The sequence below is a fragment of the Zarconia sp. genome (genome assembly GCF_057467645.1).
On sequence record NZ_JBRJXU010000114.1, the window covers coordinates 25,283 to 45,010 of the forward strand.

12 protein-coding genes are annotated in these 19,728 nt (G+C 50.9%); 11 read left to right on the top strand and 1 reads right to left on the bottom strand.

All coding sequences use genetic code 11. The annotated features are described in order from the left end of the window. Window positions 1–253: 253 nt before the first annotated feature. The 6 genes from AC2215_RS17850 to AC2215_RS17875 all read left to right on the top strand — a co-directional run bounded on the left by AC2215_RS17850 (window position 254) and on the right by AC2215_RS17875 (window position 12,443). Window positions 254–2,761: a two-partner secretion domain-containing protein gene (locus tag AC2215_RS17850; RefSeq protein ID WP_486811350.1), complete on the top strand. Its 2,508-nt coding sequence runs from the start codon at window positions 254–256 to the stop codon at window positions 2,759–2,761. 74 nt (window positions 2,762–2,835) lie between these two features. Beyond that, complete coding sequence (locus AC2215_RS17855) at window positions 2,836–5,388, top strand: two-partner secretion domain-containing protein (RefSeq protein WP_486811351.1); 2,553 nt, start codon at window positions 2,836–2,838, stop codon at window positions 5,386–5,388. Window positions 5,389–6,077: 689 nt separating this feature from the next. Next, a complete protein-coding gene (locus tag AC2215_RS17860) occupies window positions 6,078–6,248 on the top strand; it encodes a hypothetical protein (protein ID WP_486811352.1) in 171 nt (56 codons plus the stop codon). 491 nt (window positions 6,249–6,739) lie between these two features. Beyond that, window positions 6,740–7,060: an STAS domain-containing protein gene (locus tag AC2215_RS17865; RefSeq protein WP_486811353.1), complete on the top strand. Its 321-nt coding sequence runs from the start codon at window positions 6,740–6,742 to the stop codon at window positions 7,058–7,060. Between the two features lie 323 nt (window positions 7,061–7,383). Continuing rightward, window positions 7,384–10,473 (top strand): exonuclease subunit SbcC, encoded by a 3,090-nt coding sequence (gene sbcC / locus AC2215_RS17870; RefSeq protein WP_486811354.1) that lies wholly within the window; start codon window positions 7,384–7,386, stop codon window positions 10,471–10,473. Between the two features lie 569 nt (window positions 10,474–11,042). Continuing rightward, window positions 11,043–12,443, top strand: coding sequence for a flippase (locus AC2215_RS17875; protein WP_486811355.1), 1,401 nt, complete (start codon window positions 11,043–11,045; stop codon window positions 12,441–12,443). Between the two features lie 406 nt (window positions 12,444–12,849). On the opposite strand, the gene chlP is transcribed toward AC2215_RS17875, so the two are convergent. Continuing rightward, on the bottom strand, window positions 12,850–14,100 hold the full coding sequence (chlP, locus tag AC2215_RS17880; RefSeq protein ID WP_486811356.1) for a geranylgeranyl reductase: 1,251 nt from the start codon (window positions 14,098–14,100) through the stop codon (window positions 12,850–12,852). Between the two features lie 470 nt (window positions 14,101–14,570). Here chlP and AC2215_RS17885 point away from each other — a divergent pair, with 470 nt between their 5' ends. From AC2215_RS17885 to AC2215_RS17905, 5 genes are all read left to right on the top strand, one after another. After that, window positions 14,571–15,470, top strand: a complete 900-nt coding sequence (locus tag AC2215_RS17885) for a methylenetetrahydrofolate reductase (RefSeq protein ID WP_486811357.1) — start codon at window positions 14,571–14,573, stop codon at window positions 15,468–15,470. 20 nt (window positions 15,471–15,490) lie between these two features. Then, a complete protein-coding gene (locus tag AC2215_RS17890; protein WP_486811358.1) occupies window positions 15,491–16,405 on the top strand; it encodes a helix-turn-helix transcriptional regulator in 915 nt (304 codons plus the stop codon). 180 nt (window positions 16,406–16,585) lie between these two features. Beyond that, on the top strand, window positions 16,586–16,714 hold the full coding sequence (locus AC2215_RS17895; protein ID WP_486811359.1) for a hypothetical protein: 129 nt from the start codon (window positions 16,586–16,588) through the stop codon (window positions 16,712–16,714). Between the two features lie 91 nt (window positions 16,715–16,805). Beyond that, complete coding sequence (locus tag AC2215_RS17900) at window positions 16,806–18,212, top strand: MATE family efflux transporter (RefSeq protein WP_486811360.1); 1,407 nt, start codon at window positions 16,806–16,808, stop codon at window positions 18,210–18,212. A gap of 261 nt (window positions 18,213–18,473) precedes the next feature. After that, entirely contained in the window at window positions 18,474–19,709 is a 1,236-nt protein-coding gene (locus tag AC2215_RS17905) for an ATP-binding protein (RefSeq protein WP_486811361.1), read from the top strand. Window positions 19,710–19,728: the final 19 nt, after the last annotated feature.

Below are 19,728 nucleotides of genomic sequence, written 5' to 3' on the forward strand. Positions count from 1 at the left end.
GATGAGGTACGAACGACATCCCTAAATTTCCCTTCGATAGGAGAACTTGAGATTCTTAATCAGCCCTCACTGATTTGAGAATTGCTATATTCGTCTGTTTGTAACCGAGCTGACTGGTAACGGATAGCGTTACGACCGAGGATGCTGACGATCTAAGCCAGAGGCTTTGAGTTGCGATCGCACTTTGCCAGCTGGTTCGTTTTTCCGATTCGTCTCTTGGGATTTATTCACTTTATTCCACTCAACACCGCTGATGAACTTTTACCAGGCAAGTTTTGTCTTCGTATCTGCGACTGTTTTTGCTTTTGGATCGGGTCAAACGCCAGCTCGAGCGCAAATTATTCCAGATACGACCTTACCAAATCATTCGATGGTTCTACCCAATGGCAATATCTTCACCATCGAAGGCGGTACAGAAGCTGGCAGCAATCTCTTCCACAGTTTCCAAGATTTCTCGATTCCCACGGGAGGTGAAGCATTTTTCAACAATGCCCTGACAATCGACAACATCATCACCCGCATCACCGGAGGTAACCTCTCCGATATCGACGGGTTAATTCGTGCCAATGGAGGTGCGAACCTGTTTCTGATTAACCCCAACGGCATCCAATTCGGACCCAATGCCAGATTGGAGGTTGGCGGCTCGTTCCTCGGAAGTACGGCCGAGAGTGTGTTGTTTGAAGATGGTAGCTTCTACAGTGCCACGGAACCCAATGCACCATCATTATTAACAGTGAACGTTCCCGTTGGCTTGCAAATGGGGCAAAATCCGGGAGATATTCAAGTGAATGGAGCCGGGCATACCCTCACATCCGAACGCCCCATTCTCAGCCCGATCGAACGCGGTGAAAGTCTCTCGGGGCTAAAGGTTCCTCCCGCACGAACTCTCGCATTCGTGGGCGGAAATCTCAATTTGGACGGTGGCGTTCTTCTTGCCGACTCCGGACGGATTGAGTTGGGAAGCGTCGATTCGGGTGTGGTTCGCCTCGATGCCGCGACTCAAGGCTGGGCATTGGATTACGAAGCAGTGCAAGGTTTCCGAGATATTCATCTATTCGATCGGTCTGTGGTGGATGCAAGCGGCTTTTTGGGGAACGGCTCAATTCAAATCCAAGGGCGTAATCTTTCCCTGAGCAATGGCTCGGTGATACTCGTGCAAAATGTGGGAGAGCAAGCTTCCGGAGCGATTCGCATCAATGCGAGCGAGTCCGTTGAGATCGGTGGATTCCTTGAAGAGATTGGCATTACGAGTGGCTTTTTTAACGAGACCTTGGGGAGTGGTGCGGCTGGAGACATTGAGATCTCCACTCGAGAGTTAACCCTCCAAGATGGGGGAATGGCTCTCGCTCGAACCTTCAGTGACGCTAAGGGGGGTATTATCATTGCCAACGCCTCGGAGTCGATCGATATTATCGGTTTTGCCTCTCCCGATTCGAGTATCAGAACGGCTCTCCTATCATCGGCTTTTGACACTGGGGATGCAGGAGAAATTCAAGTCTCAACACAACGACTGACGATCGCCAATGGTGGACTCATCTCAACTTCAACAGTGAGAACGGGTGATGCGGGGAATATTATCATTGAGGCTCGAGAGTCCGTTGACATTTTCGGAGCCGATCTCGTTAACAATGTCGTCAGCCTGGTTTCCGCCTCAACCTTTAACCGTGGCAATGCAGGAACCGTCACCATTGATACTCAGCAGTTAAGACTCCAAGGTGGCGGTCGCATTATTTCTGATACTTTTGCCAGCGGTGCGGCCGGCAGCATTACTCTCAATGCCTCGGAACTTATCGAAGTTAGCGGTAAAATTTCGGAGACGGAAGTCAGCCGGGTCAGATCTTCCGCCGACCGTCTCGGAGATCCCTTCCTAGAGCGCATTCTTCAATTGCCTCCCGTCCCCGATGCTTTATCTGGAGATGTGACGATAAATACATCCGAGTTGCGCATTACTGATGGGGCGAATATCTCTGTGGGCAATATTGGACCGAATAATGCCGGTGACTTGCAAATTCATGCCACATCGGTATTCCTCGATCGCCAAGGAACTCTAACGGCATCAACGGCTTCGGGAGCCGGAGGCAACATCAATTTGCAAGTGCGGGACTCTTTGCAATTGCGCGGTCAAAGTTCGATCGATGCGGAAGCGGGTGGTTTGGGAAACGGTGGCAACTTGACGCTAGATGCACACACCATCGCCCTCGTCGAAAATAGCAGCATCAACGCCAATGCTTTTGAAGGTGCGGGGGGCAATATTGAAATCTCCACCCGCGGACTGTTCGTTACGCCCAATAGCCAAATTAGCGCCAGTTCTCAGTTCGGTGTCGATGGTTTGGTCAGTGTCAACAATCCCATTGTCGATCCCGCATCGGGACTCGTGGCATTGGATACCAACCCCCTCAACCCCAATACCCAAATTCAAGATAGCTGTGAGATTGCCACCCGCAGTCGCTTTTCGATTGTCGGTAGTGGCGGACTTCCCGAAGACCCCACCCAATCTTTACAACCGGAAACGGTATGGCGAGATACCCGCTTGAGTGAAATCCCAACCCACCTCACACCCCATTCTCCGGAAACGGAATCCGAGGCCGCATCCACACCCCCCGTTCCATTAGTCGAAGCCACGGGATGGAGACACAACGAGCGCGGTCAAATCGAGTTAGTCGCCGCATCGGGCAATACATCCTACTCCTCCTGGCAACCCCATCCAGATTGCGATGCGATTTCTCAAGATGCGATCGCTCCTCACGACTCTGTACGATGAATTTCATAGAATCGAATTAGCCATCACCCTTCAAGCTCTGAACTGCCTGAACTTAATTCCACCCAAAAACATTCATGTGCAAAGCCTCTTCTCGCTTTTTGCCCTCTTGGTCTGTGGGTACGGTTCTCCTTTTGGGACTCGCGAGTCTACCTGCTCGAGCGCAAATTATTTCAGATACGACCTTACCGAATCATTCGATCGTACTACCCGATGGCAACGTCTTCACCATCGAGGGGGGAACAGAAGCAGGCAGCAATCTCTTCCACAGTTTCCAAGATTTTTCCATCCCCACGGGTGGTGAGGCTTTTTTCAACAACCCCACCAGTATCGAGAACATCATCACCCGCGTGACTGGAGGGAATCTTTCCGATATCGACGGATTGATTCGCAATAACGCAGGTGCGAACCTGTTTCTGATTAATCCCAACGGCATCCAATTCGGACCCAATGCCCGATTGGAGATTGGAGGTTCCTTCCTTGGAAGTACGGCCGAAAGCCTGTTGTTTGAAGATGGAAGTTTTTACAGTGCCACAGAACCGAACGCACCGCCATTATTGACGGTGAACGTTCCGGTGGGGTTACAGATGGGCAGCACTCCGGGGGAAATTGCCGTTCGGGGAACCGGACACAATTTACAAGTGAGAAATAGTGGATTTGTGCCCCTCGAGCGTCCAGATACGAGTATGAGTTTGCGGGTGCTCCCCGGACAAACCTTGGGATTGCTTGGGGGACCTGTCACATTAGATGGGGGAATGCTCGTGGCTGAATCCGGGCGCGTGGAGCTCGGCAGTGCAAATGCAGGGATTGTCGGAATCCAATTGAGTGATGGTGGCATGATACTCGATTACGAGGGTGTCACCGGGTTTGATGACATTCACCTGAGTTCTCAAGCTCTCGTAGATGCGAGTGGTGAGGGAGGCTCGATTCAGGTTCGGGGACGCAATATCGACATGCGCGATGGTTCGAGTTTATTAATTCAGAATACTGGCGAGCGAGCTGGCAGTATGACCGTAACCGCCAGCGAGTCGATTCGATTGCTTGATGGCTCGATCGCTACAAACGATGAAACTTCACCTTTGGCGAGTGGATATCGCTCTCAAAACATCGGCACTGGAAAAGGAGCTGATGTTATCTCGACCAGTCGTGACTTAATCCTCGAAAATGGAGCGATCGTTGCGAGTGCCAATTATGGAGAGGGAATCGGAGGAAATGTTGTGATTTCCGCATCCGAGTCCGTGCAGATGTTCGGTTCGAGCCTGCAACAGACGAATCGAGTAAATCGTATTCAATCCCTGGCTTTTCTGTTGAGTGGTGATGCAGGCAATACAACGATCGCCACTCAACGTTTGCGCGTTCGAGATGGGGGACAAATCTCCGCAACCACTCTCAGTGTCGGCAATGCGGGTTCTCTGACCGTCAATGCCTCGGAGTTGGTTGAAATTGTGGGAGTGAATCCAGCATCGAGTCAAGGTAATGCCAGAAGTGCCATACAATCGCGCAGTCTCAATACGGGTAATGCCGGTCGGTTGAGCGTTAAGACTTCCGAGTTACGGATTCGAGATGGTGGTTCTCTGAGCGTTTCAACCACTACGTCAGGAAATGCTGGAAATCTTTCGATTGCTGCCACCGACCGGGTCGATGTCCGTGGGTTCGTGCTTGTGGAAGGGGAACCCATTTTCAGCAGCGTGCAATCTGAGGCCCAATTCCCATCACCGCTGTTTCAACGATTGCTCGATCTCGCTCCCATCCCCAGTGGAGATGCCGGGGCGATCGACATTTCCACTCAAGCGTTACAAGTGACCGATCGCGCACAGATTGCGGTGGGCAACAATGGAACGGGGAATGCTGGCAACCTACGGATCGATGCCGATCGCATCACCCTCGATCGCCTCGGAGGCTTGAGTGCTTCCACAGCATCGGGGGCAGGGGGAAATCTTCAACTTCGGGTGCAAGATTCTCTGCTACTGCGTCAAGGCAGTTCCATTGCTGCGGAAGCAGGTGATACCGGTGATGGAGGCAACCTTTCTCTGGAGAGCAACACCCTTGTTCTCGTTGAAAACAGTCGCATTAATGCCAATGCCCTTGAAGGAAGTGGAGGCAATATTCAAATTAGCACCCAAGGACTCTTCGTGTCCCCCGATAGCAACATTACCGCCAGTTCCCAATTCGGTGTCGATGGCACGGTGAGTGTCAACAATCCCATTGTCGATCCCGCATCGGGACTGGTCTCCTTAGATGGCGACCCCCTCAACCCCAATACCCAAATTCAAAATCGCTGCGAAATTGCCAATAGAAGTCGCTTCGCCATCACTGGCAATGGCGGACTCCCCCCAGACCCATCTCAACCCTTACACCCGCCCACGGTCTGGCGAGATACCCGCTTGGGAGAAATCCCAATCCACCTTGTCCCCAATCCAACAGAAGCCGAATCCGAGGTCTCATCTCGACCCCCCGTGCCCTTAGTAGAAGCCACGGGATGGATACGGAACGATCGCGGTCAAATTGAGCTGGTGACTGCATCGGGTAACTCCTCCTATTCCTCTTGGCAACCGCATCCAGATTGCGAAGCATCTTCAGTTCACCGTGAATATCGCCCGATTGCAGAAGATTTAGGGCGATCTGAATAACTATAGCGTTTCTCGAATGGATGAGGTCCCGAAGATCCCCCGCGCATCCACGGCAGTCATTCTACTTGGGGAAACCCCTCTGGCGACGCTGCCTCCCCTTATGAAGGGGGACTTGAGATTCACGATCGAGCCTCACTGATTTGAGAACCGCTATATTCCCTCCAGATGGGAGGAGTTAATAGACATCTGGAGAAAACGGGTTAAAGGTTAAGGTTTAAGGGGAAAAAAGACAGTAAATTCATGAATTCGGCATAGAAATAGATTTTATTTTTGATTTCTACCAAACATTTAATGGACAATTGACTGTGAGTCAATCGGTTTTCTCCTCACCGATCCGATCTCCCATCCTCCAATTGATGACGAAGGTTTCGCGAAAAAAGTATCGAAACATGCAACATTTCGCTGTAAGATTTAGCGATTCTTTACCGATTCTTCATGTTTGTTCCTGTTAACCTAGTAGAAGGTGCCTCAGTCAAAATCGCATCACCTCTTTGACTGCACGACCTGCTGACTTTTTTAACAATACTTGCCGATCTCTGGTGACGGATATCACTAGGTGTTGCTTCTTCGATCGCTGTTCTTTGTCAGTATTATCACTATGATGTAGCCAGATGCATCACAGCCCTAGGGGGAAAGATACATCATATTGGACATATACGATAGAGTTTTGTTGTGCAGGTAGGTATCCCATGAAATTTACCCAGATCGTTCAAGAAATCGTCAAAACCCGAAAAATCACGCCCGATTTAGAGCAAGAAATTGATGAATTGCTCTGGTCGCAGGAGTTTGACGAATCAGAAATGGCAGCTTTAAAACAGTTAGAACAACTCCTGTCAGAAGGAACGGTCATTGTTGGATAACAAGGTGCGGCACGCAGCGGATTGGAATGTTGCAACCAGGGATTGGATCGGCACCGATCGCTTGCTTGAAAGCCTCCGTAAAAATACGGCGTTTACTTCGATCGCATCTCCCTAAATTTTGCGTAAAAATACTTAGCTTGCAAGTGTCAGATCGCAACCTCGTATCCGTTCGTTTTTTCCAAGTTGTCTCAGATGCCAAATTCAACCGACCCGCCATTGGGACTGCATCTCGTTCGTAAATCCCCAGCGATCTCAACTCAATGTGACTGTAAATCATACGCGCTTTTAAGCTAAATTCCGCACTAGAGCCTATTCTATAAATCCACTCATTGAATGCGGGAAAATCGACGTTTTTTTGACCGGTCATATTCAGACGATAATACTTAAAAATTCAAAGACTTGAAAACCGATCTGACTCAACACTTTCAAGATCGGAAATTAGGACTCGAACGCTTGCGTTTGGAAACAGTGGAATAGGAGACTCTTTAAATATGACGGTTATCCTTCAGCCTCAACACAATCTAGATTTAAAAGCAGCAGCTGCGCTTCGGCTCAAGCTATTCAGACTTGCACAAACTCAGCACGACCATTGGGCGATCGATTTATCAAAGGTTGATTCCGTGGGGAATGTGGGTTTGGTGACCCTCGTCGAAGCCAACAAATACGCTCGTAAAATTGGACGACGTTTGAGTTTGTGCAACCTCAGAGAATCGGTTCAGTATATCTTCGCAATTACCGAACTCGATCGACAATTTGATATTGTAGATAGTGGCGATCGCCCAATTGGAAGGGTAGAAACGATCGTCCTCTAATCTTTCAACATTTGAGCTTTATCCTGACGTGAGGGACTTATCAATCGAGTCCCTCTTTTTTATAGACTTTGAAGCCTCAAAATATTAAAATAATATAAAGTAAAAGGGTGGATTCGGAAAAAGTCTGCTCAAAATATCCAAAGGCGATCGAAAAGAAAAGTATTGCCGATTCACTCAGTTGTGGAAGTAGCGATCTCCACTAGACTTTCAGTCAGAGATCGCCGTTACTCCTTCCCGTAAAAATAACCAAATCGACGATCGCATTTCTTCAAAACCCATTGTTTCAGAGTCGCACTCATCAATTAAAATAAAACGCCGACGATTTGCTCGCCCACTCAAACTTTTTTGCCCCAGACTCCTCTCTTCTCGGTCTTCATCGATGCGATCGCCGCAATATGATTCCCCACCAACTCCAACTCAAAAACTTTTTTAGCTATCGAGAAGCCACCCTAGATTTTCAAGGACTCCATACGGCCTGTATCTGCGGGGCGAACGGTGCGGGCAAATCCTCTCTCCTCGAAGCGATGGCCTGGTCGATTTGGGGTAAAAGCCGCGCTGCTTCCGAAGATGACGCGATCCACATTGGCGAAAAAGAAGTGCGCGTGGATTTCACCTTCCAAAGCCAAGGGCAAATTTGCCGGGTGATTCGCTCTCGCCGTCGGGGACAGTCGAGTTCCCTAGAGTTTCAAGTGGAAACCCCCACGGGATTTCGCTCCCTGACGGCGAAGGGATTGCGGGCCACCCAACAAAAACTCCTCGAACATATCAAACTCGATTACGATACCTTTATTAACTCCGCCTATCTGCGCCAGGGGCGGGCCGACGAGTTCATGCTGCGCTCGCCGTCGGAACGCAAGCAGATTTTAGCGGATTTGCTCAAACTCGATCGCTACGACGAACTCTCCAAAAAAGCCAAAGAAATTGCCAGTCAAACCACCGGACAGGAAAAACTGCTCGAACAGAACCTCGCCACGCTGACGGAACAGTTGCAACAAGAAGGAGAAATTGCCGAGGAACTCGCCCGCACCCAAACCTGCCTTGCCGAACTTCAACAGGCACAAGAAGGCGATCGCAGCACCCTGGCACAACTGCAAACCCAGCAAACTCAACGGCAGGGATGGCAGCAACAACTCGACTGGCACCGACAGCAAGCAGATCGCCGACAACGAGAATCCCACCGCCAGCAACTCGAACTCGCCAACGCCCAACAGCACGCCGAGGAACTCGATCGACTCCTGGAACGAGAAACCCAAATCGATCTCGGTTACGCGACATTCCAACAGTTGCAGGGGGAAGAGGAAGTCTTTTCTGAGAAATTCAACGCCCTCCAAGATGCCCGCACTCGCCTCGAAGGAGTTCGGGAACAACTGACGCAGCACGCGAGCGATTACCGGCAACAGCAACAAGCTGCCGTCGCAGAACTCGAAGCCCTCGATCGCCAGACCGAAAATTTAGCCAAGATTCTGGCGCAGGAAGCCCAAGTCGCAGCGGGATTGGAGGAGTTGCAAGTTGCTCGAGAACACCTGACGAACTTCGATCGCCTGCAAACGGAAGTGGCGCCCCTCGTGCAGCGCCGATTGCAACTCCAAACCGAACTCGATCGCGCCACCGCCCGCCTCAACGCCCGCCTCGAACAAATCCAAACCCAACAAACCGCCCTGGGAAACCCGGACGCGCAAACGCTGGAGTTGCAAGCCGCCCTCGACGAACTGAGCGCCCAAATTGGCGAACTGGAGAAAAAGCAGGTTTACCAGCAGCGCGTGCGGGAAAAGGGATTGGAACGCCGCAGTTTTCTCGATCGCCTCAAAGCCCACCAACGGGATTATGAAGTGCAAATCGAGGAGTTCGATCGCAAAATCAAAATGCTGCAAGTGCCCGATGCCCTCTGTCCTCTGTGCGATCGCCCCCTCGACGAGCATCATTGGGATTTAGTGGCGCAAAAGCATCAAGAACAGCATCGGGAAATTATGGGGCAGTTGTGGGTGGTGAAGGAGCAACTGGACGCTTCCGAGTCAGAAATTCAGGTGTTGCGTCAAGAGTACAGTCAACTGAGTCAGGAACTTGCGGGATACGATGCTCTGCGGGAACGGCGGGGACAGCTTCAGGCACAGTTAGATGCGAGCGATCGCGATCGGGGGACGTTGGAGGAATTGGCCGCCCAACGAACGGAAATCGAGCGGGCATTGGCGGTGGGGGATTACGCCCGGGAGGTGCGCGAAGAACTCACCCAACTCGATCGCAGTGTCGAGCAACTCAACTACGATGAAAAAAATCACGCCCTGGCACGGGGGGCGGTCGATCGGTTGCGGTGGGCGCAAATTAAGGATGCGGAACTGCGCGCCGCCCGAAAGCAACAAGCCGACATCGACGAACGCCGTCCGGAACTCGCCGCCCGCAGCACCGATTTGGAACGGCAACTCGATGTTTTGCAAACGGAATCGGATTTAGCGCGGCAACGGGCGGATTTGGAGCGCTACATCGCCAATTTGGACTATAACCTCGAAGAACACGGTCGGGTGCGGGGGGCGCTGCGGGAGGCGCAGGTGTGGGTGAGACGGGTGGAAGAATTGCGCGGGGCAAAGCAGGAGTCTCCCCGCGTCCAGCAGCGGATTGCGGGATTGATGGAAAGTTTGCAGGAATACGATCGCGAGGCGCAAACAGCTCGATCGCAAATGACTGCGGTGCGAGAACAGTTAGAAGAAACCCCCGATCGCACCGGTGATATTCAAACTCTGGAGGGACAGATTCAGCAGCGTCGTCGAGAACTCGATGGGGCGATCGCCGCATACGGACGGTTGCAGCAGCAGCAGCAGCAACTCGAAGCCCTGCAAGGGGAATACGAGGAACGCCAGCAACAGCTCAAAGCCATTCGCCGCCAAAGCCGAGTCTATCGAGAACTATCCCAAGCATTTGGTAAGAACGGTATTCAGGCCTTAACCATTGAGAACGTCTTGCCGGAACTCGAGGCGGAAACCAACCGGATTTTATCGCGCCTGAGTGCCAATCAACTCCACGTCCAGTTTGTCACTCAACGGGCGCGGAAGGGATCGAAGAAAAAGGCCAAACTCATCGATACCTTAGATATTCTGATTGCCGACGCGCGGGGGACTCGTCCCTACGAAACCTATTCTGGGGGGGAAGCGTTTCGAATTAATTTTGCCATTCGGCTGGCACTGGCAAAACTCTTAGCGGGGCGATCGGGTACAGCATTGCAAATGCTAATCGTGGATGAGGGATTTGGCACTCAGGACGACCGGGGCTGCGAGCGTTTGGTGGCGGCGATTAACGCGATCGCCGCCGATTTTGCCTGCATCCTCGCCGTCACCCACATCCCCCACCTCAAAGAAGCCTTCCAAGCTCGCATCGAGGTGCAAAAAACGGAAAATGGTTCTCAGTTACATCTCTCCATTTGAGGGAATTTAGAGACCATTTATCAAGTGAATGTTAAGCCCCAAAGCGCGGTGTATGACCGCAGATTTACGCTCGAATTAGGGGATAGACTCACACAATCACTGTCATTGCCCACCCGATCGGAGCTTAAGGTTTACTTTATAAATGACCTCTTAGAGCGATCGGTTCGGCCTCGGTTCGGAAGAATATACTCGTACTTCCAATCCCCTTCCTCATTCCCAATTCTGCACTTTCAAATTCCGAATGTTCCATCAATGAGAACCGCTATAATACGGTGAACCGCGATCGAGGTGAGACCTGAGTAGACCTAGCCCAAGGTGCTGTCACGGAAATCGACATCAAGTCGTGCCCGCATCTATCCCATGATTCTAAAATCCAACTCGATCGATTTCTGGGAAAAAATGCTCGAATTGAACTCCGAGAATTTTTTCCTCACGTCCTCTGGATTCTCGAACTCAAGATCGTGACGTTTTGTTGAGGTGCGAATGTCTCTTTTGGGTCTTGTGAGAAATACAAACCCCAGCGATAGAGAAAGGAGCCGATCGCCCAATTTTTAATCGAAAAAATTGAGATGAAAAAAATTCTCTCGCGTTTGGATTGGTCTTATTTTTATGCATTTCTGAGTGAAGCGACTCTCGGAATCACGTTTTTTTTCTATAGTCTGATGGGGCGAATTCTCGGTCCCGAGAAGTATGAAACCTTTGCTGCTGCCGCAGCCCTCGGCTCTATTCTGGCTCTCTTAATTCAATTCGGAATGCCAATTTTGTTGCAACGAGAAGTTGCTGCTAATCCCGAAGAAGGTCCCAAATCGACGCTAAAGTTTTTAACGATTGAGGTGTTGAATTCTATCCCAGTCCTCATTCTATTATTTCCCCTTGCCAAAACTCTAAATTACGAAGGTGTTGGATTGTTCGTTTGCTATCTCGTCGTTTTTTCAGAAATTTGTCGCGCAGCTAAAATGACGCTGCGAGGAGTTTTTAAAGGGTTGGGCTGGTTTCGTTCGGAAAGCGTTGCCGTAGCCACGGAACGCTCTGTGGTGTATATCATTGCCTCGCTCGTTCTCTTACTCACGCAAAACTTGATTCTGGTTGTGGCGACGATTGCAATTGCGAGAGCGTTCGATATTTTTGGACTGCTTTACTATCTAAATGGAAAAGTTAATCTCAAATCTAAGATTGATTTTCAGCAAATTCGTCAGTCCCTAATTTTAGCCTATCCGTTTGCGGTTTCGGGAATTTTATGGATTCTTTACTATCAAGTTGATATTGTGATGCTCAAAGGGATGGCACTCACAGGAGAAGCAGGTTTCTACAGCGCATCCTATCGGATTATGGAGATTTTCTTTGCCCTCCCTCGGGTAGTTTTTCAAGTAATATTCACCCGATTTGCCAAGTGTAATGCCAATGCACCCGAACGACTTCCAGAGCAAGTTTATAAAGCCAATCGCCTCTTTTTAACTCTAGTTCTGCCGGTCGTACTCGGAGCCGGTTTTTTGCAGAAACTGCTGGTGCAGATTATCTACGGCAATGAATTTACTCCCTCGATCGACTCTCTAGCCATTCTGCTGCCCAGTTTGGGAATTAGTATGTTTGGGAATTTAGCCTATCGATTCTTACAAGCCACGGGCAAAGAAAAATCTTTACCGCCGCTGTTGTTTGTTACGGCCCTATTTAATGTGGTTCTCAATGCTATTTTGATTCCCAAGATGGGTGGCGTGGGGGCTGCCTATGCCACCTTACTCAGCGAAGTGATGTTGTGCGTGTTGGGGTTGAGATTGATGATTCGATCGAAGTTCGATCGGGTTGGCAAACTGACCGGAGTTGTGGCCTTGCTGAGTCTGGTTGCTGCTGCTTGCCCTTCATTAATTCTTTCGGGAACCACGCCCATCTTTGGCATTGGATTGTTGGTGGCAAGTGCGATCGCGATGGTGTTTGTCATGCGTCCTCAATTCTTCTTGGGAGAGGCGGCTTGAGATCGGCTCTGGATCGACTCCAAAAGTTCCACACAAAAGTACTAGGGGACTTGCAAAGAAATAAAGTACCCGCGTCATCAAAGATACACCGATAGGGGGAATGCGGCCGTTGACCCCGACGATGGGTACACTCTAAACCCGTACATCCCTAGGCTGTGTTGACATTTGGCGTTTACCCCATGTGATGACTGAGTTTCATCTGTACGAGCAAAATGCTTCGTAAATCACTGCGGGTCAAGACTTCCAGTCTGAAATGTCAACAGAACCTAGCAAAAAAGTAGCGGTTTTCACTCACTCCGATCTCCCAACTCGACAACAATACGATGGTAATTCGTTTGCCTGGGGACGATCGATGTTTGCGAAAACCGCTATTCGTCAATTTCAATAACAGACGAGATCCGAAGGTTTAGCTCCGAATTTTTACCGGACGATACTCTGCCGGGGCCAAGGCCGGACCGCGCAGCAAACTGGCGATCGTTTTAGCTGTGATTTTCATCTGCACTAAAGGATTCATCGGCACCACGGTTTTGTACAGGTAGCTGTCGAAGGTCATGCGCTGCACGTCTAAGTCAGAGCACATTTCCACGAAGGCTTCCCGAGAGGCATCGGAACGATAGAAGACCCGTTGCAGGATATCGAGTACCAAATAGGTCATGCCATACTCTTTATCCCACCGCTTCAGATACAGCTTCAGATCTCCTTCCGTGGGAATGCGCTGACCGCCGTTGGTGGTTTCCACGAGAGTTTCGGCACACATCCGGGCAGATTTTGCAGCGAAGTAGATTCCTTCTCCCGAAGACTTGGTGACGGTTCCGGCAGCATCTCCCACGAGGGCAACTCGACCGCGAACGCGACGGGGACGGGGATGTTCGGGGATGGGGTGGGCTTCCACTTTAATAATTTTCCCACCTTCGAGGCGGCGAGCGGCGCGGGCGCGAATTCCCGCTTGCAACTTCTTGATATCTGCTTGGTGAACGCGCATGGTTCCCGTTCCCACGGCAACGTGGTCGTATTTCGGGAAAACCCAGGCGTAGAAATCGGTAGAAACATCGTTGCCGACGTACATTTCCGCCCGATTTTCGTAGTAGGCCATTTTGTCTTCGGGAAGGCGAATGCGCTCTTGGAAGGCGATCGCGTAGTTGTAGTCCCCAGCATCGATGGCTTTAGCCACGCGAGAGTTGGCCCCGTCGGCACCGATAACCGCATCCACTTTTAGGGTTCTTTGAATCCCTTTGGAACCGCCTTCGGAGTGGTCGGCGTAGTGAATGGTGTAGGGGTCGGTATCGTTACTGGGGATTTCGAGTTTGTGTACCGTCCCGTTAATTAAGTTCGCGCCGAGTTTGTGGGCTCGATCGCGCAGGAAACCATCTAAGATTTCCCGACGGCACATCCCGATATACTCATCCGGCTTTTCGATATTGATATCGACCTCGACATTTGACGGCGAGATCATCGTCATATTTCTCACGCGCCGATCGATAATTTCTGGGGGTAAGTCAAACTCGCTGACCATGCACAGAGGAATGGCCCCACCGCAAGGTTTGGCATTGTCCAGCTTGCGCTCGAATAAGTAGGTTTCAATGCCGGCTTTGGCTAGGACTTCAGCAGCGGAGGAACCGGCAGGACCCCCTCCAATGACAGCAACCCGTATTCCCAAAGGTCTTCTCCTAAAAATTGCTTTGAATTGTTATACCGCAGCGATCGTATCATGGCGGGGGCCACCGGTTTCATCTTCTCCCTCGAAGTTGTGATGCAATGAAACAGAGCTTAACTTTTCGATACATTTTGCTCGATCTTGCTCTCTCTCAGATCCGATCTCTTTTGGCTGGCTCGATTTTGACTCGAGTTATTGCGGACATTTGAGGGATGGGGAAGGGACGCGCTTGAATACAAAAAGAGATATAAGTCAAATAATATTTACTTTATGAAATAAAAAGTTACTATATCTGGTGTGTTATGGGAGCAAAGACTCATTTTCGAGCGAGTTGGAAATCGGCTTTTGAGCCATCCACAGCAAACTGTACGGGTCTTCCATCGTCTAGAATAGCTAAAACCGATCGTCGTCGATCGGCTATCTGATGATAGGGTAGCGACCAATCAAACACGATCGAATTTAGTACGGAAGCAATGAGCCAAACCCTATCTCGCTTGCGCGACGCTGTCAGCGCCCAAGAATTTTTAGTGACCGCAGAGGTTGCCCCGCCCAAAGGGGGAAATCCCGCCCATATGCTGAAAATGGCACAATGCCTCAAAGGTCGCGTCCACGGGGTGAATATTACCGATGGTTCGCGCGCCGTGTTGCGGATGTCGTCGCTGGCGGCTTCGGTGCTTCTCCAACAACAGGGCATCGAACCGATTTGTCAGGTGGCCTGTCGCGATCGCAACCGCATCGGCTTGCAGGCCGATTTGATGGGTGCCCATGCCTTGGGAATTCGTAACATTCTCGCCCTCACGGGAGACCCAGTCAAAGCGGGAGATCATCCCGATGCCAGAGGGGTTTTCGATCTCGAATCGGTGCGATTGCTAGGGGTCATCGACAAGCTCAATCGCGGCTTCGATGCCAACGATAAACCCCTCCCGGACGAACCCCTAGACTTATTTGTCGGGGCGGCTGTCGATCCGCAACTGAAAAGCTTTTCATCTTTGCAACGTCGGTTCGAGCGTAAGGTGGACGCGGGGGCACAGTTTTTCCAAAGTCAGCTGATTTCCGATTTCGATCGCCTCGATAAGTTTATGACGGAAGTGGCGGACAAGATGGGGAAGCCGGTGTTGGCGGGGATTTTTCTGCTCAAATCGGCGAAAAACGCTCGGTTTATTAATAAGTACGTCCCCGGCGTCCATATTCCTGACGAAACCATCGATCGGTTGGAACGAGCAGAAGAACCCCTGCGAGAAGGAATGGCGATCGCTGCCGAACAAGTCAAAATTGCCCGTCAACTCTGTCAGGGGGTACATATGATGGCAGTGCGGCGAGAGGATTTGATTCCCGAAATTTTGGAGATGGCCGGGGTTGAGGCGATCGGATAATGGGTGAGGGGAAGCCATTATTGCCGAAAACTCGCAAACAAACTGCACCGAGCGCTCTAGCAATAGACTTTACCCAAGACCGAGAAGTCGTGCGGGTTTTGCCTTGTGCTCCACTCCTGTCGAGCCATCCGGGACAGTGGAACGGCGTACATCTGAGCTATTACCAGCATCCACCCCACGAAATTCCCGAAGTCGCTTGCGCGCGACATCTGGTTCTGATTCATCTGGAAATACCGACTCGGGTCGAGCAATGGTTGGGAACGCGGTTTCAAAAAAATTACTTTCAAGTCGGTAGTGTTTTAGTCGTTCCGGCGAACGTGCCGCACCGAGCCAATTGGGATACCGAAAATCGCTATTTACTCCTCAGCCTCGATCCGATCGCCTTCCTAAATACGGTGCAATCTGCTGGCGAGCGCCAAACCAGCGAACTCATCCCTCACTTTAGCGCAGCCGACCCGTTGGTCTACGGCATTGGCTTATCTCTCAAAGGCGAACTCGAGTCGGGAAATTTGGGGGGACGGTTATATGCCGACTCTCTGTGCAGCGCGCTGTTTGCCCATCTGCTGCGCCACTATACTTCGGAACAACCCCCGCGGCAGACTCGAGATGGAGGATTGCCCCGCGCTCGGTTGCGTCGCGTTATCGAGTACGTGGATGTTTATCTCGATCGCGATCTGACCCTGACCGAACTGGCAGCGATCGCCCAACTCAGTCCCAACTACTTTACCCGTTCTTTCAAGCAGTCAACCGGATTTACGCCCCATCAGTATGTGATTCGGCAGCGCGTCGAAAAAGCGAAACAACTGTTGGTTGAAGGTCAGTTGGCGATCGCCGATATTGCTCTGGAGGTGGGATTTGCCCATCAAAGCCATCTCAATCGCCACTTTAAGCGTTGGGTTGGGGTCACGCCTAAAGCATTTATTCGCGAGCGGTGAGAGTGAGAACGTGCAAAAAATCGCAGAAACGTGCAAGATCTCAACCTTGGATTTTTTGCATACTTGAGCAGTAAGCCTTCAGCTGTGGGCTTTGGGTCAAATTTGACCCTTTGTCACTTGCGATCGCGGTATTCACTTTCGCGATGGATATTTCCACTCATCAGATTGTTGAGAACGCCCATGCATTCGCACAATTGTCCTCACCATTCTGAATACGGCGATACTCGATCGAATATTTTCGCCAAGGTGACACGAAGAGCTGCCACTGTGTCGGTTTCGATCGAGAAAATGCTCGATACCCAAGCCTAAAACACGACGAAATTATTTTAGGTCCGCGTTCGGGACACTGACTGGCTCTGGCGACAGAGAACTCAAATCTAAAAATCCTAAAAATCGGGCTATGGCTTATTCTCGTGAATCCTTAGTCCCTGCAGTGAAAATCGATTTGCAGGGCAAACGTCGCGTGGACTATCGCGCCATCTTGCTCCTGGCGTTTCCGCTATTTCTCAGTAGCGGGGTTCAAGCCATTTTGAACCTGACAGATTCTTGGTTTATCGGACGACTGTCTACCGATGCGATCGCCGCCATGGGGGCACTCTACTTCCTGATTCTGGTGGTGTTTATCCTCTTTGGCGGGGTGGGAATGTACGTGCAAACCTTAGTGGCTCGCGCTTATGGAGAAGGTAAACCCGATCGGGCCGCGCGGGCTGTTGGGGCGGGATGTTGGAGTGCGCTATTACTCGCACCGCTATTTGTGTGGCTGGCATTTGCCGGTTCCGGGTGGCTCGAGCTGTTTGGGCTTTCTCCCGCCATCGAACAGTTGGCAAAAGCCTATTGGACTCCTCGCGTGTTGGGATTGGCGATCGCCATTGCCAATTTAGCATTGACGGCTTTCTTCAACGGCATCGGTCAACCGACGATTACCCTCGGGGTATCGATCGCCATTGCCGCGCTCAATGCCATTCTCAATGAGGGGCTGATGTTTCGGTTGGGCATGGGGATGACTGGGGCCGCTTGGGCAACAACGATATCTCTCATCGCGGGTATGGCAATTTTCCTGTATGCCTTTCTCCAGCGCAAAATTCGCCAGCGCTTCCAATCTCATCGAGTCTGGAAACCCGAGTGGGCGACGATTCGCTATTTATTTGCTTTGGGCATACCCCTGGGCTTTTTGATGACGGCCGATCTAACTGGAATCGCATTATTTCAAATGATGCAGGTCAAACTCGGTGTCGTAGCTGGGGCGGCTACTCAGGTTGTGATGACGCTGACTTCGACGGCATACATGCCCGCGTTAGGCATTGCCCAAGCCGGAACGACGCTGGTGGGTCAGTCCATTGGCGCGGGCGATCGAGTCTGGGCAAAGCGATTGGGTAATGTGGCGATCGCCTTGTGCGTTGCCTACGCCATCTCAGTGAATACTGTGCTCGCCCTCAACGGGCACTGGCTGGTGCCGCTATTTGTCACCACTGCCGACGGTGAAGTTGAATCGACCATTGCCCTAAGTCAGACGTTATTGTGGCTCGCGGTTGCCTACAACGCTTTTAACGCCTTGAATATTGGCAGTGCTTTTTGCCTTCAGGGAACTGGCGACGTTCGGATGCCCAGTTTGCTTGCGGTTCTTTTGAGTTGGTTCGGCTTCGTACCTCTAACTCATATCTTGACCTTCGATCGCGGCGAAGGACTCGTTGTTTTTTTGCCGCAATTCGGAGTCGGCGTTTTTGGCGGCTGGAGTGCGGCAATCCTCTTTACCCTGGTGCTCAGTTCCTGTTTGTTCTGGCGATGGCAATCGCGATCGAGCCGGTGAAAATTGCCCGTCAACTCTGCCAGGGGGTGCATGTGATGGATTGTTCTGTCACACTTGCCTCAAACTTGTCGAAAACCTGCTTGACTTGTCTTCGTTGCTTCTCCATAGGAAACGTGAACTTAAAGAGGGTGTAACCCCACTCTAAACTTTTACCCAAAGCCCTATAAAATCGCCACCAACCTTTTTGTGTTAGCATTCAGGAGATTTTTTTCATCGCTGGAAATACGCGGTGCTTCTAGCCACAAAATGGAGAACGTTGCGATGACGAGCAAATATGGTAGTGATGAAATCGAGATTTTGACCGGTTTAGAGGCAGTTCGCAGGCGACCGGGGATGTATATCGGCAATACGGATTTGCGGGGATTGCATTGTCTGCTCGATATCGTACTGGATAATGCCGTTGAAGAGGCGATCGCAGGAGAGTGTACTCAGATTGAAGTGGATTTGAATGCTGATGGTTCCGTTGTTGTCACCGATAATGGTCGCGGCATTCCCACCGATATTCGCCTCAAAACTGGAAAGTCATTTCTAGAATCGATAATGACCCAGCTTTGGGCCCCCAAAAGTCCCAACCCATATCGACATTTCTATAAAATTGAGGGAAGTTTGCGTGGGGGTGGCGTTACCATCGTCAATGCCTTATCGGAATGGCTGGAAGCAACGATTTGGCAAAACGATCGACAATTTTTCCAACGCTACGAACGCGGAGAAACGGTAACATCCCTTCAAGAAACACCCAACCCAGAAAACCGTCGGGGAAGGGCGATCGCATTTCAACCCGACCCGCAAATGCTAACAACGACCCGGTTCGATTCGACGTTATTGGCAATACGCTTGCACGAACTGGCGTATCTCAATCCGGGGTTACGACTAGTTCTGCGCGATCGCCGCTTAGAACGCATCGGCAGAACGCCACACATCGACACCTTCTATTACCCCAACGGCATCGCCGATTATTTAACCCAGGTCAATGCCAGTCCCACACTGCCATCGGATATCTTTCACCTTAAAACCCAGCGCGATCGCATCCAAGTGGAAGTTGCCCTGCGCTGGCGTATCCCATCCGAGGTAGAATATAGACAGATCCTGCACTTTTTCCCCTGTACGGCAATTTTCGGGCAAGCATTCCAAAAAAGCTTTCATCCCGGTCGAAATCTATACGATGCGCTTCACCTGACCAGCTTTGCCAATCAAGTCCGCACGATTGATGGAGGAACTCACGTCGAGGGCTTAAAACGAGGTATCGTGCGTGCCGTTGAAGTTTTGCATCCTCTACCTGGCAGCAACATCGAGCAAAAATGGCAACAGGTGCGATCGGGTTGGATGGGAATTGTGGCGGTGCTGGTTCCCGATCCAGAGTACAACGGACCCATGAAATCGAAACTCAGCAATCAAGACGTTGAAGAAATCGTCACCGCACTCGTCGAACCCTCACTGTTAGAGTATTTGAGCGCTCGACCTGAAGTTATCGAGAACCCGCTCGATCTGGGTTCGTAAGATTTATTCTTAAAACTTA

Coding starts and splice junctions, on each gene's coding strand:
- AC2215_RS17850 (WP_486811350.1), top strand. CDS start 254: ATGAACTTTTACCAGGCAAGTTTTGTCTTCGTATCTGCGACTGTTTTT.
- AC2215_RS17855 (WP_486811351.1), top strand. CDS start 2,836: ATGTGCAAAGCCTCTTCTCGCTTTTTGCCCTCTTGGTCTGTGGGTACG.
- AC2215_RS17860 (WP_486811352.1), top strand. CDS start 6,078: ATGAAATTTACCCAGATCGTTCAAGAAATCGTCAAAACCCGAAAAATC.
- AC2215_RS17865 (WP_486811353.1), top strand. CDS start 6,740: ATGACGGTTATCCTTCAGCCTCAACACAATCTAGATTTAAAAGCAGCA.
- AC2215_RS17875 (WP_486811355.1), top strand. CDS start 11,043: ATGAAAAAAATTCTCTCGCGTTTGGATTGGTCTTATTTTTATGCATTT.
- AC2215_RS17885 (WP_486811357.1), top strand. CDS start 14,571: ATGAGCCAAACCCTATCTCGCTTGCGCGACGCTGTCAGCGCCCAAGAA.
- AC2215_RS17895 (WP_486811359.1), top strand. CDS start 16,586: ATGCATTCGCACAATTGTCCTCACCATTCTGAATACGGCGATACTCGA.
- AC2215_RS17900 (WP_486811360.1), top strand. CDS start 16,806: ATGGCTTATTCTCGTGAATCCTTAGTCCCTGCAGTGAAAATCGATTTG.
- AC2215_RS17905 (WP_486811361.1), top strand. CDS start 18,474: ATGACGAGCAAATATGGTAGTGATGAAATCGAGATTTTGACCGGTTTA.